This is a genomic window from Paenibacillus marchantiae (assembly GCF_028771845.1).
GTDB lineage: Bacteria > Bacillota > Bacilli > Paenibacillales > Paenibacillaceae > Paenibacillus > Paenibacillus marchantiae.
Map to the genome: position 1 here is coordinate 2,359,977 of NZ_CP118270.1, position 14,873 is coordinate 2,374,849.

Sequence of the window (14,873 nt, forward strand, 5' to 3'; positions counted from 1 at the left end):
TGCAAGCCAGGCAAAGCCGCATAATTGAGGGAAATGATGACAGGCAAAAGACTATGAATCAATCCCATATGAGGAGCATGAGAGATCGTAGTTTCATGAGCAACCTTAGCAACCGATACGGGGCACACCCTAACCTTTGTGCTAACGTATGGACGCGTATGAGTCTGGGACTCATCATCATCTTCAGTATCAGTGTGATTTACTATTCCTCCGCTGCTGAAGCGGCGGGTCCTGAGCTTGGCGTAACAGCCCAGAAGGCGTGGGAGACCGTGCTGAGCAAGGCCGATTCGCAGACCAAGTTGTCCCTGCAACGAGCGTACGAGAACGTTGGCAACTGGACGACGCAGGAACAAGCTTGGGAACAAAAGACAAAAACCATTCATGCCGCCAATACCAAGGAGCTGGAACAATTACGTGTGAGTATAAGGCAAATCGATGATGCAAAGATCGCTGGTTTAATCGAAAAGGTAAAACAAACCGAGGCACGGTATGAGTCTTTGTTTGCCTTGTACAGTTCAGTGAATAGGCAGCTCGACGCCGCCAAAGCGATCAAAAACAAGGAATGGAGTGCGGCTATTCGCACCCAAGCGGATACGTTGAAACCAGTTGTTCAGCTTGCTCGACAAGACATTCGTTTCAAGAAAAAGGAGCTTGCCGAAGCCCGCAAACGAAAGAGCACAGAAGTGAAACGGTTGCGTACTTTACTGGCTGGAGCTGATCCCGTGAAGAAGCAGATTCAAACGGGCAAAAAACAGGCGAGCCTATCGAAAGAGCGATATTCAAACGCGTTACAGCAGTTCAAGCAGAGTACGAAGCAAGGCCAGTCATCACGTGTGTTAAGTTCGTTGAACTCATTGGCTGCAGCGACAGAGAAATGGGCAGGCGCCAAACAACATATCTATACACTGGAACAGAAGGTAAGTGCTACCTATGCCAAAGTCAGACAGGAACTGACCAAGAGTCCTAAATAAAAGCGAGCTACATTATCCTTTTTGCGACTACCGAGTAACAACAGTATAGTCGATGAGAAGACAGGACTGTGGTACACTCGAAGCAAACGAGGCGGCAGGAGGATATGAATGGCAGACAAAGAAGATTTGACCCGGTTCGGTGTGGCATTTCCCACGCCTCTGATCGAACAGTTTGACAGCTATATTGAAGAGCAGGGATACAAGAACCGTTCGGAAGCTTTTCGTGATTTGGTCCGTAAAACATTGCTGGAGCCCTCTGCATTGCATTCCGAGCAGGATGTAGCTGGAACTATTGTGATGGTGTATGACCACCATATCAGTGATCTTCCTATTCGGTTAATGGAGCTGCAGCACGAGGCACACCATGACATCATCTCCAATATGCATGTGCACCTGAACCATAATCAGTGTCTGGAGGTCATTGCGGTACGGGGCAACCTAGGACGATTGCGTCATCTGCATCAGCAGATCCAGGTTCAAAAAGGAGTACTGTATGCAGAGCTGTCCGTAACGTATGTGGATGAACTCAACAAAATGGCAAGCCACCACAGTCCTCACAATCATGATCACAGCCAAAATCAACAAAGTCATCACCATCATCCTGATTCCTCAACGAATTAACTTTCAAAATTTCAATAACCGATTCATTGGCTTTAGCCGACTTTGTCCATAGCACGTATTTAGAACAGCAGATTATTGGTCCAATACCGATAATCTGTTGTTCTTTTTGTTTTGTTATAATACCTAACTTCAAGTAGTGGATCATCTATTTACAGCTCTATTAATCTCGTTTAAATTCCCTGTAAATGAAAATAAATGGATTTTGAAGTTAAGTTTGTTGACACAATAAATCTATTTTGTGCTACAATTTTCAAAAAAAGTAACACGGAATTGGATTGAATCGTAAAAATTAGAGGGGGGAACAACGTAAATGCGTGGATTTTCATGGGGGAAACGATCAGTTAGAGCGGGAGTAGGCATTTTACTGATATGCACAGTTGGGCTGTCGGGATGTACACAGGGGACATCCTCAACAGAGAGCGTCCATCAGGCGGCGACTTCTCTTCCCAAAGAAGAATTGGTGCTGGCCGTTGGCACGGAACCGGAAGGTGGATTTGATCCCACTACGGGTTGGGGACAGTACGGTTCGCCGCTCTTTCAGAGCACTTTGCTGAAAAGGGATGCCAAACTCCAACTGGTCAATGATCTGGCGACAGAGCATTTCGTCAGTGAAGATGGGCTGACTTGGACCGTCACACTCCGGGATGATGTAAAGTTCTCCGATGGTGAGTCACTGACGGCCGAAGATGTCAGATTTACGTTTGAAACGGCTGCCAAGAGCGGTTCGGTCATTGATCTTACCAATATGGCTGATGTGGAAGCACCGGATACAACAACTGTCGTCTTTACATTGAAGTCGCCGCAGTCCACGTTTATCAGTCTTCTGACTACACTCGGTATTGTACCTGAGCACGCCTATGGTCCTGATTATGCCGAGCATCCGGTTGGTTCTGGTCCATACAAGCTGGTGCAGTGGGATAAGGGTCAGCAGGCGATCGTCGAGGCTAACGAACAATATTACGGGAAAAAGTCCACATTCCATAAACTGACGTTCCTCTATCTGGATGAGGATGCAGCCTTTGCAGCGGCGCAAGCCGGAACAGTCGATATTGCGGCTATCCCGGCGGCATTCAGCAAGCAGCAGGTGAGCGGCATGAAGCTGGAATCAGTGAAAACAGTCGATAACCGAGGCATCATGTTCCCGATGCAACCCGCAGGCGCGAAGTCTGGTGACGGCCTGCCCGCAGGCAATGATGTTACATCCGACATCTCCATTCGTAAAGCGGTAAATGTCGCAATTGATCGCACTGCATTGGTGGAGGGTGTACTGGAGGGGCAAGGTCGTCCAGCCTACTCGGTTAGCGACGACCTGCCGTGGAGCAATCCGGATTCTGTATTTGCAGATGCGAATCCCGATGAAGCGAAGCAGATTCTGGCTGATGGCGGCTGGGTGGATACAGATGGTGATGGAATTGTAGAAAAAAACGGCACAAAGGCCGAGTTCAATCTGATTTATTTTGCAGGGGATCTAACGAGACAATCTTTAGCGCTGGCTGCTGCGGATATGGTGGCCCAGGCAGGGATCAAGGTCAATGTAGAGGGAAAGAGCAGGGAAGAGACCAAAAAGCTGGCTTATACTAATGCCGTATTATTTGGGTGGGGAAGTCATGATCCGCTTGAGACATACAACCTCTACAGTAGTACCCATAAAGGCGAAGGTTACTACAACACTGGATTGTACAGTAACCCAACTGTGGACAACTGGATGCAACAAGCTCTCCAAGCGACAACGGAAGAAGAAGCACTGCCCTTCTGGCAGAAGGCGGAGTGGGATGGATCGACAGGATTTAGTTACCAAGGCGATGCGCCATGGGCATGGCTGGTGAACATTGATCATCTGTATCTGGTGAAGAATGGTTTGAATATCGGTGAACAGCAGATCCATCCACATGGTCATGGGTGGCCGGTGACATCCAACCTGGAAGAATGGTCCTGGGAGGAAGAATTGAAATAGAAACGCTGCAGTAGCTTTAGCCTGAATTGGGGAGAGATTGGATGGAGGACAGGATGGGATGGGCCAGATTCGTCGGATTTAAAATGTTACGGCTGTTATCTTTGCTGGCAGGAGTCAGCGTGGTGTCGTTTATATTAATGCAGTTCTCTCCAGTGGACCCGGTGGAGGCTTATATTGGTGGAGATATGATCAGGGTGAGCGCAGAACAACGCAGTCTTATTGAAGAACGTTGGGGACTCAATGATTCACCCGTAGAACGGCTGTTTACTTGGGGGCAGGCACTAGTTCAGGGAGATCTGGGAACATCGATGATCTATAGACAGCCGGTTGCGGACATCATCCAGGAACGATTCATGAATTCTGTTGCTCTTATGGCGGTGGCATGGGTGTTATCCGGTCTGATTGGATTCGGTCTGGGCGTCGCTGCTGCCATGAAAAGGGATTCACGGCTGGATCATCTGATCTGTTGGTACTGTTACACACTGGCTTCCACGCCGGTATTCTGGATCGCGCTGTTATTACTCATGGTATTCGGTGTATGGCTTGGCTGGCTGCCAATCGGACTTGGTGTACCTGCGGGCATGGCAGCAGATCAAGTGACATGGGGAGATCGGGCCATGCACATGATTCTGCCTGCGCTGACGTTGAGTCTGACGGGCGTAGCTGCTATTGCCTTACACACCCGGCAGAAGCTCGTGGATGTGCTGGACTCGGATTATATTCTTTTTGCGAGGGCACGAGGTGAGCGAGGTATTCAACTGTTTCGTCGTCATGGGTTCAGGCATGTGGTACTGCCAGCTTTGACGCTGCAATTTGCATCTTTTAGTGAATTGTTCGGTGGGGCTGTGCTCGCAGAGCAAGTATTTTCCTATCCCGGATTGGGTCAAGCAACGGTCCAGGCGGGATTGCGCGGTGATGTGCCGCTGCTGCTTGGACTTGTGTTGTGCAGTGCGATCTTTGTGTTTACAGGCAATATGATTGCCGACATTCTATACCGTATTATTGATCCGCGCATGAAGGAGGAGGCTATAGGATGAAACAGACATTGGAACGTCCCTCCCGGCCTGCGGCTCAGACTGCACAGCATCCGAAAGTTAACTCTCCCGAAAGTGAGGCGGGGAACAAGAGAAATTGGAGGTCAGTACATCCACGTACTCATGGTGGGAAAGGTTATTCAGGTGGCAGTAATTCTCGTTTCCGTAATCCGCGCAAATGGGCGATAATCTGGGGTGGCCTGGGTGTGACATGGATTGCAACCGTGTGGCTGACAGGCAGACTGCTGCCCGCTGAATCGACGCTGACCTCCTTGATGGATCGGAATCTGGCTCCGGCTTGGGCGCATCCTTTCGGTACGGATTGGCTGGGACGAGATATGTTCATGCGCACATTGAAAGGATTGGCAACGAGCATTCAGGTGGGGTTACTCGCGGCTTGTGGCGGCGGACTTATCGCGCTATTGCTGGGTCTTGCTGCTGCTTCAGGGAAAGCTGCGGACCGGGTCATTTCATGGATCATTGACCTCTTCCTGAGTGTTCCTCACCTGGTATCGCTGGTGATGCTAGCTTTTGTGTTCGGTGGAGGTTTGCCTGGGGTGGCGTTAGCCATTGCCCTGACCCATTGGCCGAATCTGGCCCGGATTGTACGGGCAGAGATGATTCAGTTGAGATCAGCAGAGTATATTCACATCTCACGCAGATTGGGTCATTCGCGAATTCGTATTGCGGTGCAGCACATGCTGCCTCATCTGATCCCGCAGCTATTCGTGGGAGTGCTGCTGATCTTCCCTCATGCCATTCTGCATGAGGCAGCGATTACGTTTCTGGGGCTGGGGCTGTCGCCGCAGCAGCCAGCGATCGGTATTATTTTATCAGAGTCGATGAGATATTTATCCGCAGGGATGTGGTGGTTGGCCTTTTTCCCAGGTCTCGCATTGTTGTTGGTTGTTCGTGCGTTTGATGTGTTGGGCGGTAGTCTGAAGACATTAACGGGAACCGGCAGTTCAAGGGAGGTGGTGTAAACATGCCTCTTCTTGAAGTAGAGGGAGTGTCGGTTTCGTTCCGGCGTGCTCGGGGATGGTTTGGGCACGAGGAGAACCATGTTATTCAGGATCTGAATCTGTCTGTCAATGAAGGGGAGATTGTCGCCGTTGTAGGGGCAAGTGGATCTGGCAAAAGTGTGCTGGCGCAGGCGATCATGGGCATTCTTCCTGCCAATGCGACGATAGAAGGTCGGATTAGCTATGCAGGCGAACCCCTGACCATGGATCGGCAGCTTCATCTGCGTGGAGATAAAATGGTGTACATTCCCCAATCGGTCAGTTATTTGGATCCGTTGTTGAAGGTGGGCAGGCAGGTTCAACCTGTAAGCCAAAAGACAGGGCGTAAGCACCGATCGACGCTCCGATCCACGATGCAAAAGGCAGAGCAGGAACTGACGGGACGTTATGGATTGCCACAGGGCACGTCGGGCAAATATCCGTTTGAGCTGTCAGGTGGTATGGCTCGGCGGGTGTTGATGGCAACGGCCACCTCCGGTGCTCCAAAACTCATTATTGCAGATGAGCCAACACCTGGCATCCATCCCGAAGTGCTGGCTGAAACGATGAAGCATTTTCGTCAACTGGCCAATGAAGGCGTCGGCATCCTTTGGATTACCCATGATATTACGACTGCTTTGACGGCAGCAGACCGCATATCCGTATTTTACGCAGGCTCCAATGTGGAGACGGCGCAGGTTTGTGATTTTACGGGAAAGGGCGAAAGATTAAGACATCCATACACGAAGGCGCTCTGGAATGCATTGCCGCAAAATGATTTTCAACATCTGTCTGGTACCCAGCCTGCAGCAGGTCGGCAGCAGGTAGAAGGATGCTCATTTGCACCACGCTGCATTGGAGCGACCATGGCTTGCACGAACGAACGTCCTGAGCTGCGCAAAGTTCGTGGTGGGGAAGTGAGGTGCGTTCATGCCACTTGAAGCTAGAAAGACAGGGTATCGTTATGGTAAAGATGCTTGGGTATTTCAGGATATAAGTATGAAAGTACCGCAGGGGGAGGTCGTTGGCTTGTGGGGGCCCAGTGGCTGTGGAAAAACAAGTCTTGGGCGTATCCTTGCAGGGTATGTGGAACCGTTGGCAGGTCAAGTGTTGCTGGATGGGAAGCCGCTTCCCAAAACCGGAGCCTGTCCGGTCCAACTTGTATTCCAGCATCCGGAGAAAGCGGTGAATCCACGCTGGCGCATGCGCCGTGTCTTGAAGGAAGCCATGATCGAGGATCAGGAGCTGCTCGATGACTTGGGTATCCAGATGAATTGGCTGGATCGAAGGCCCGGTGAGTTGTCAGGCGGAGAATTGCAACGATTCTGCGTTGCACGTGCACTCGGCACAGCAACTCGTTACGTGATCGCTGATGAGATGACCACCATGCTGGATGCGATCACACAGGCACAGATCTGGCATACCGTGATGAATATCGCGCGTCAGCGTAACCTGGGACTGTTGATCATCAGCCATGATTGGGAGTTGCTGGACAGGTTATGTGATCGGATTGTGCAGATGCCAACTTCATAACTTACGGGGTATAAACCGTTTTCCAATATAAAAGGGGTGTCCGAGTAGTCCATCATGAACATGAATCATGGATTTGACTACAGGGACAGCCCCTTTTGCAATTTTACCGAACTCAGCGCTTTAATGAAACGAGCGCGAGTTATTAGACGAAATTCTAGTTTCGTTGTTGGAACGAATCGTAGACTCCTTATGCCCGATTCGTTAGCGTCTTTAATTTACTTTAACGTATTTCAACTTACTTGGTCGACAGCCTGCCCATTAGCACAGACAATCTGCGCATGGCTTCTTCCACTGTTGAACGTGGGCAGGCCAAATTTATGCGCATGAATCCTGTGCCTTCTGCTCCGAAGATACTTCCATCATTGAAGGCGAGTCCCGCTTCCTTGAGCAGCATCGTACACAGCTGCGCATGTGGGATATTCAACTTTCGGAAATCCATCCACAGCAGGTAAGTCGCTTCTGGAAGTCGGATTCCGATTTGAGGCATATGCTCTGCGACATACTCCTGCACGTAATCCATATTTCCGCGGATATAGGCAAGACAGTCATCCAGCCATTCTTCAGCACCGTTGTAGGCCGCTTCGGATGCAACTGCTCCCAACGTGCTGATGTTGGCAAGTCCCATCGTTTTCACGCCCTGCATGAATGATTCCCGCAGCTGGGCGTTTGGAATGATGATATTGGAGGTGCAGAGACCTGGAATGTTGAACGTTTTGCTTGGTGCTGTACAGATGATGCTGAGATCAGCGACAGCATCAGAAATAAGGGCCATTGTTGTATGCGCACCGCGTTGGTGGACCAGATCGGCATGAATCTCATCTGAAACGATGAGTACATTATATTGCACGCAGAGTGCAGCAAGGCTTTGAAGTTCTTCACGAGTCCATACCCGTCCGACCGGGTTGTGAGGACTGCACAGAATTAACATTTTGACCCGACCCGTCTTCAGGCAGGATTCCAGATGTTCCAAATCCATGGAGTAATGTCCATCGTTCTCCACCAACGGATTAGTCATCAGTTCTCTGTCTTGACCACGTACCACATCATAGAAGGGTGCATATACCGGAGTCTGAATTACTACTGCATCTCCCGGTTCGGTGAACCGTTGTACAGCAATACTGAGTGCAGGCACAATACCTGGGGTGAATACAACCCATTCATCGTTAATGCTCCAGTTGTGACGTCGCTCCATCCATCCCGATAGCGCTGCGTGATACGCATCTGTTCGCACCGTATAGCCAAAAATCCCATGTTCCATTCGAGTCTTCAACGCCTGAATGACCGATGGTGGAGCGGCGAAATCCATATCAGCAACCCACATGGGGAGTGCATCTGCAACACCAAAGATCTCCTCAAGCGCATCCCATTTCTCTGATCCCGTGGAGAGCCGATTAATCGGCTCGTCAAATGTATGATTATTGTTCTTGCTCATTGCTTAAATCCCCCTTGAAATCCGTTCCTTCGACTACAATCGACAGATTATTATCTAATAAATTTGGTGATTTCGCAACTTGTAACCGCCAGATGGATTCAATTTTATATAGAGCTGCATCAAGGAATATATTCATGTAATAACAATGATTCGAGGTTGTGCATGGATAGTAACGCAGAACGCAGTAACTGTCCCATATCCAAACGTCCAAACAGCAAAAAACCACCAGAGAAGGTCATGATATGACCGCTTCTACTGGTGGTTTTTTGCTAATCCTGAATTCTTCCCGCTCAGGCAGACATAGGTAGCAAGAGGAAGAATATTTATCTTTTATTTCATAAATATGATCTTATTATGGCGTTACAAGTGCTTGTTAAACCATCCGGCAATATGCTCCAGACGACGTACCCTTAAGTGCGGGTGACCTCCACGGGACAGCTCGTGATTGGCTCCCGGGAAACGAACGAACCGAGTGGTCTGTTTGCGTCGCTTCAAGGCAACATATAGTTGTTCAGCTTGTTCAATCGGACAACGCAGATCCTGCTCACCATGCAAAATCAGCAGCGGCGTGCTGACATTACCCACATATGCAAGCGGGGAGTGTTTCCATAACTTCTCGGTGTCATCCCATGCATTACCGCCAATCTGGTCTTCCGTGAAAAAGAATCCAATATCACTGACTCCGTAGAACGAGAGCCAGTTAGAGATGGAACGCTGAGTGACGGCTGCCTTGAAACGGTCAGTATGTCCAACAATCCAGTTAGTCATGAAGCCACCATAGCTGCCGCCAGTGACGCCCAGACGGGACTCGTCGATAAACGAATATCGGGACAACGCATAATCCATGGCTTCCATCAGATCACGATAATCCCCGCCGCCATAGTCACCCCGGCAGGCATTCACGAATTGCTGCCCGTATCCGAGCCCACCTCTTGGATTGATATATACAACAGCATACCCCTGTGCTGCGAGGATCTGGAACTCATGCATAAATGTAAAGCCATACATCATATGTGGACCGCCATGAATCTCAAGGATGGTTGGGACTTTGACCCCTTCCACCATACCAGCCGGTTTCAGCATCCAGCCTTGCAGTCGCAGGCCATCAGAGGAATCGAACCAGAAGGTCTCCGGTGTGCTAAGTTGGATTTCTTCATCCAGTTGAGGATTGCTATGGGTCAATTGTATAGGCTCGGCCCCAACTTCATCAGGTTGGGTATACAGAAAGAGATCACCAGGATGAAGTACGTCTGCTACGCCTGCCACAATCTGTCCATTTTCGAGCTCAGCAAATTGATAGAACTCTTTCTCGTCCGGCAAGATGTATTCGGCATGGCTGCCATCTCGTGCGAATCGGGCAATCCGGACGCTACCTTCAATAGTAACAAGACAGAGAATGGATGAACCATCACGACTGAATACCGGGCCCGTATTAGTTAAGTGTGAGCGCATATCACCAACGAGGCTATGATTGATCTGTACATCCCAATCCTTGCTCAGACATACGGGTTGGCCGCCTGAGATCGGAAGGGTATAGAGCTTGACCAACGTAGCATTTCCATAGGAACGGTCGCTGGCAAGCAGTGCAAGGGATTGTCCATCAGGTGCGTACGTCAGCCGGCCGAAAGAGTATCCTTCCGGAGTCAACTGCTGCACGTCAGATCCGTCAGCCTTGGCACGATACACATGGTTTGTCAGGGTGTAATCGTTATGCTGCTCGCCTTCTTCCGGAAACTGAGCGATCCAGGCAATGGACTCCCCATCCGGCGACCACACATAGTCCCCGACGTCATAATGGCCTGTAGTTACAGGGATCGCTTCTCCGCCTTCAGTTGGAACACGGAAGAGATGGGTTCGTCGACCGTTCCACAATCCACCGCTGTCAGATTTCATTCGAATTCGATCCACGACAAGTTCTTGCAGCAGTTTTTTATTTATGTCTTCCGTTTCATCTTCGTCTTTTTCACTCATGTCCACAGATGATTTAACAAGCAAAGTGAGCCCATCCGGTGACCAGAGCAGGGAGCTAACGCCATGCTTTAAATGGCTGACTTGCTGTGCTTCTCCACCATCTGAGGCGATCAGCCACACTTGTGTTTTGCCTTCATGTTCTCGTAAAAAAGCAAGCTGTGAACCATCCGGCGACCAAGCAGGAGCGTGATCCTTATCTCCGGATGTGAAAGCTCTGTCCTTCTGGTTCTCCAGGTTAAGGAGTCTCAGGTGAGAAGAATAACCGTCTCGTGCTTCGTTTGTTTTCCGACTTACATATACCAGTTGTCCGCCCTGAGGAGACGGAGTTGGATCATTAACCCATGTAATCTGAAAAAGATCTTCCGATGTTATGCCGCGCAGACTATTCATTGTTTGTCCTCCCACCACGATTAAATTGTTTTAATTTCCTAACCTTTCCATTTATATTAACGGAAAGCATGAGGCAGGACAACACGATTCTGAACGAACGTACTCCTATTTCTTAACAATATCGCCTGTGCCCGAAAGGAATTATTGGAAGCATGACGAATCCTAATGTTGAATAGTCATGAAATGGACGAAAAGCTGTCTGAAAATGATGTTTAATGTCAGTTGAATCTGTTTAATGAACAATGCTATTTAGGTATATTTGGTAATCCAGCTCATTTAATGAGCTGTACCCCGTTTATATAGATCATTCTTGTCTCAGTCACCATGAAGGAGGAGCATCACTTTGTCCACATCCTATGATCAACAGCACGTGGAATACCCGAGCCGGAAGCGAATGGCATGGCTTACAGTGGGGGCGGCACTTTTTGTAGCAGCCGGATTTTTTTTGATGTTTGATGATTCTTCAGCCAAGGGATCTGCCATTTCTTCCGTTATAGGCTTGTTCTCCATTATATTTTTTGGGCTTTGTCTCTGCTACAGCCTGGTGAAGATGATTAAGAAGGAACCTTCCTTTGTTGTCGATGAACATGGGTTTGTGGATTCATCTTCTTACACATCAGGAGGGTTAATTGCCTGGAAAGATGTTGAGAATATTTTTATGTATGAATTCATGGGACAGAAGATGATTGGGGTTAAATTGTGGGACGAGAGAGCGTTTCTTGATCGTCAGAATGGGATGAAGCGCAAATTAATGACGGTAAACAGCAGCATAGTCGATGCTACGGTAAGCATTGCCCAGAACAGCCTCTCATTACCACTGGACCAGTTGTATATCATGATGGTGGAGCGTTGGAAGCAATCGAATGAAAGGGCGAGTGAAGGAAGTAACTTTGATCTGTTTAATAATGAATAGATAATGAGGAATATTGTCAGATTGGAGGAGTACAGATGCAACAAGGAAATCAGACGCGTACGATCCAGCTACCCGATGGGACAACACTGCCTGCAATCGGACAGGGAACATGGTATATGGGTGAGAAGCAATCCAGTCGGAGAGAAGAAGTTCAGGCACTGCGTTATGGTATTGAACGTGGAATGACAGTAATAGATACGGCTGAGATGTATGCTGAAGGCGGGGCGGAAGAGGTCACTGGTGAGGCGATAAAAGACTGTCGTGATGATGTATTCCTGGTATCCAAGGTGTATCCTCATCATGCGGATCGGAAGCAGATGATTACCGCATGTGAGCGCAGCCTTTCGCGTCTGGGTACAGATCGCTTGGATCTGTACCTGCTGCACTGGCGTGGAGGTGTGCCGTTGGAAGAGACGGTTGAAGCTCTGGAACAGCTGAAACAATCAGGCAAAATTCTGCGCTGGGGTGTTTCGAATCTGGATACAGAGGACATGCAGGAGCTATGGAACATTCCAGCTGGTCAGCATTGTGCAGTGAATCAGGTGCTGTATCATGCAGCTTCTCGTGGTATTGAATACGAGCTTCTTCCCTGGTTGAGGGAACGCCGTATTCCTGTTATGGCCTATTGTCCGCTGGCCCAAGGTGGCAGGCTTCGTAAAGAGTTACTGGAGCATTCAGTCATCCGTGAGATTGCCAAGGATCGAGGAGTCAGTCCTTCGCAAATTGCGTTATCCTGGGTTATCAGGGATGGAGACATACTGGCGATCCCGAAAGCTGTACAGCTGAATCATGTTGCAGAAAATGCTGCGGTGATGGACGTTATTTTGACTCAAGATGAAGTTGTTCGGTTGAATGAGGCATTCCCTGCACCTAAGGGTAAAGTGCCTTTGGATATCGTATAGAAACTTCTTGTCAGACCGATTACATCATACAATGACCGTAGTTGGAAGAATCAAGAATAATAAGAGCAGATCTGAGGATCTGTTCTTTTTTTTGCATTTGGAGCCATTTTAAATAAATGGGCTTTACAACAACAAATCACTAGTGTACTATGTAACTAATACACAGATACAGAGAGGAGCGAGGACATTGTGAGCATCGAATTTGACAACAACTTGCCAATCTACCTGCAGATTATGCAGTACATCAAAAGACAGATTGTGACCGGAACACTTAAGGCAGGCGATAAAATTCCTTCGGTTCGTGAGCTCGCGGCCGAATTACAGATCAATCCCAATACAGTACAGCGAACATTTCAGGAGTTGGAGCGGGAAGAAGTGGTTGAAACCAAGCGAGGTCTGGGTCGATACGTGACAAGTGAGGAGTCGAAAATTATGACGATCAAAAAAGAGATGGCTGGTGAATTGCTGGAGCGTTTTCTGACAGGAATGCAGGAACTAGGCATCGAAGAACAGGATATCGTAAATATCGTGGCGGATGCCGTTGCAGAGGGAAAGCAATCACTGCATCGTGATGGAAGAGGAGGAACAGGGAATGAGTAATATTCTTGAGCTGAACCATGTGAGCAAAACGTATGGCGGCAAGAAAGCACTTCATGACATCACGCTTGATATCGCACCAGGCCGAATTGTAGGTCTGCTGGGCAGTAACGGCAGCGGTAAAAGTACGTTGATGAAGCTGGTTGCAGGGCTTCTGCACCCCAGCAGTGGAGATGTTCGTGTTACGGGAAAAGCTGTAGGTTTGGAAACGAAGTCGCTGGTATCCTTTATGCCGGACCGCCCATTAACCGAGAGTTGGATGAAGGTACGGGACGCGATTGCGTATTACCGCGATTTCTACGCTGATTTTGATCAAGAGAAAGCGAGAGAGATGCTTGATTTCATGAAGCTTGGAGAGGGAGATAAGGTAAGACATCTGTCGAAAGGCATGAATGAACGACTGCAATTAACACTGGCTCTTTCCCGTAAAGCTCGTCTTTATCTGCTCGATGAACCGATTGGCGGGGTAGACCCGGTTGCACGTGGCAAAATTCTGGATGCGATTGTGAAGTTCTATGACGAAGACAGCAGTCTGATCATCTCTACACATCTCGTAACGGATATTGAACGAATTTTTGATGAAGTGATCTTCATCCGTGAAGGGGAATTGGTGATGCGGGAAGAAGTGGAGACACTGCGTCTCAAGTACGGTAAAAGTGTGGATGAGATGTTCAAGGAGGTCTATGCGGAATGATGACATTGCTGAAGTATGACTTTAGAAGGAATTGGAATACGCTTTTGGCTGGGTTAGCCGTATTGATTATCGTTCAAATTGGGCTGGCATTGTTTTTTTCTGAAGTAACAGGGAGTGTTATAGGTGTCATTGCATATGTCGGAGCAGGTGTGGCCATTTATGTGAAAATGATCAAGACATACCGATCCAATATCCGTTCGTTCAACCGTCGTCTTGTGCCGGTAACAGGGCTGTCTCACGTCTTGTCTCCGATCATATTCGGAACACTCTGCTGGTTGGGCTTAATGGTTGTTGCTGCCATTCACTACTTTATTTACAGTACAACGCATACAGGGATTAACTTTACCAGCTACATTAACGATTCGGGCATTCATGTTTCGGAGATTCTTAATGTGTTGCTGTTTCTCTGGTGGGTGGCTATGTTCAGCATCATAATCATCTTCCTCTCCATTTCTATCGGAGGCAGCTTCCGCTTTAAAACAGGACCGTGGATCAGTATTGTCGCATTTTTCGTACTAGTCAATGTCATTAGCTGGCTGGAGAATATCATCTTCTCGGGTCGTTTTAATTCGAACGAATTATTTCATTTCACTGAAGAAAGCACAGCGCTCTCCTTTACGTCCAATCGGATTACATGGTCAGATGGAACATGGGCCAGTATTATTTTTGAAATCATCGTGGCTGTGATTTTGGTTGGTGTTGCTGTGTATCTGAATAATAAAAAAGTTGAAGTTTAAGATAAGATTCTGTCAGCTGCAATTTAGCTGGCAGATTTTTTTATTTGAAGCAATTCCCAGTTCTTATACGTAAATAGGGATATATGTCGTTTTACAATATAGGAGAAGGTTTATTTCTTGTAA

Annotated in this window: 14 protein-coding genes; 12 read left to right on the forward strand and 2 right to left on the reverse strand. The window is 48.3% G+C overall.

Translation table 11 applies throughout. The features are described 5' to 3' along the window. Positions 1 to 77 precede the first annotated feature (77 nt). From PTQ21_RS10675 to PTQ21_RS10705, 7 genes are all read left to right on the forward strand, one after another. Complete coding sequence (locus PTQ21_RS10675) at positions 78 to 971, forward strand: hypothetical protein (RefSeq protein WP_274569811.1); 894 nt, start codon at positions 78 to 80, stop codon at positions 969 to 971. 108 nt (positions 972 to 1,079) lie between these two features. Then, entirely contained in the window at positions 1,080 to 1,592 is a 513-nt protein-coding gene (gene nikR, locus PTQ21_RS10680) for a nickel-responsive transcriptional regulator NikR (protein WP_274569812.1), read from the forward strand. Between the two features lie 310 nt (positions 1,593 to 1,902). Continuing rightward, entirely contained in the window at positions 1,903 to 3,546 is a 1,644-nt protein-coding gene (locus PTQ21_RS10685) for an ABC transporter substrate-binding protein (protein ID WP_274569813.1), read from the forward strand. A gap of 41 nt (positions 3,547 to 3,587) precedes the next feature. Beyond that, a complete protein-coding gene (locus PTQ21_RS10690) occupies positions 3,588 to 4,583 on the forward strand; it encodes an ABC transporter permease (protein ID WP_274569814.1) in 996 nt (331 codons plus the stop codon). Next, positions 4,580 to 5,563, forward strand: coding sequence for an ABC transporter permease (locus PTQ21_RS10695; protein WP_274569816.1), 984 nt, complete (start codon positions 4,580 to 4,582; stop codon positions 5,561 to 5,563). The genes PTQ21_RS10690 and PTQ21_RS10695 overlap by 4 nt, the downstream gene beginning before the upstream one ends. A 2-nt stretch (positions 5,564 to 5,565) precedes the next feature. Further along, positions 5,566 to 6,522, forward strand: a complete 957-nt coding sequence (locus tag PTQ21_RS10700) for an oligopeptide/dipeptide ABC transporter ATP-binding protein (protein WP_274569817.1) — start codon at positions 5,566 to 5,568, stop codon at positions 6,520 to 6,522. Continuing rightward, positions 6,512 to 7,114: an ABC transporter ATP-binding protein gene (locus PTQ21_RS10705; protein WP_274569818.1), complete on the forward strand. Its 603-nt coding sequence runs from the start codon at positions 6,512 to 6,514 to the stop codon at positions 7,112 to 7,114. Before PTQ21_RS10700 ends, PTQ21_RS10705 begins: the two co-directional genes overlap by 11 nt. A gap of 235 nt (positions 7,115 to 7,349) precedes the next feature. Here PTQ21_RS10705 and PTQ21_RS10710 read toward each other — a convergent pair whose 3' ends face one another. Beyond that, the gene (locus PTQ21_RS10710; protein ID WP_274569820.1) at positions 7,350 to 8,546 is read right to left on the reverse strand and encodes a MalY/PatB family protein; all 1,197 of its coding nucleotides are present in this window, start codon (positions 8,544 to 8,546) and stop codon (positions 7,350 to 7,352) included. A gap of 360 nt (positions 8,547 to 8,906) precedes the next feature. Beyond that, positions 8,907 to 10,907, reverse strand: coding sequence for a S9 family peptidase (locus PTQ21_RS10715; RefSeq protein WP_274569821.1), 2,001 nt, complete (start codon positions 10,905 to 10,907; stop codon positions 8,907 to 8,909). 343 nt (positions 10,908 to 11,250) lie between these two features. Here PTQ21_RS10715 and PTQ21_RS10720 point away from each other — a divergent pair, with 343 nt between their 5' ends. The 5 genes from PTQ21_RS10720 to PTQ21_RS10740 all read left to right on the forward strand — a co-directional run bounded on the left by PTQ21_RS10720 (position 11,251) and on the right by PTQ21_RS10740 (position 14,750). Continuing rightward, positions 11,251 to 11,820: an STM3941 family protein gene (locus PTQ21_RS10720; RefSeq protein WP_083584837.1), complete on the forward strand. Its 570-nt coding sequence runs from the start codon at positions 11,251 to 11,253 to the stop codon at positions 11,818 to 11,820. A 35-nt stretch (positions 11,821 to 11,855) separates the two neighbouring features. Next, positions 11,856 to 12,722, forward strand: a complete 867-nt coding sequence (locus tag PTQ21_RS10725; RefSeq protein ID WP_274569823.1) for an aldo/keto reductase — start codon at positions 11,856 to 11,858, stop codon at positions 12,720 to 12,722. Between the two features lie 189 nt (positions 12,723 to 12,911). Further along, the gene (locus PTQ21_RS10730; RefSeq protein WP_063567685.1) at positions 12,912 to 13,322 is read left to right on the forward strand and encodes a GntR family transcriptional regulator; all 411 of its coding nucleotides are present in this window, start codon (positions 12,912 to 12,914) and stop codon (positions 13,320 to 13,322) included. Then, a complete protein-coding gene (locus PTQ21_RS10735) occupies positions 13,315 to 14,013 on the forward strand; it encodes an ABC transporter ATP-binding protein (RefSeq protein ID WP_063567684.1) in 699 nt (232 codons plus the stop codon). Before PTQ21_RS10730 ends, PTQ21_RS10735 begins: the two co-directional genes overlap by 8 nt. Further along, positions 14,010 to 14,750, forward strand: a complete 741-nt coding sequence (locus tag PTQ21_RS10740) for a hypothetical protein (RefSeq protein ID WP_063567683.1) — start codon at positions 14,010 to 14,012, stop codon at positions 14,748 to 14,750. Before PTQ21_RS10735 ends, PTQ21_RS10740 begins: the two co-directional genes overlap by 4 nt. Positions 14,751 to 14,873: the final 123 nt, after the last annotated feature.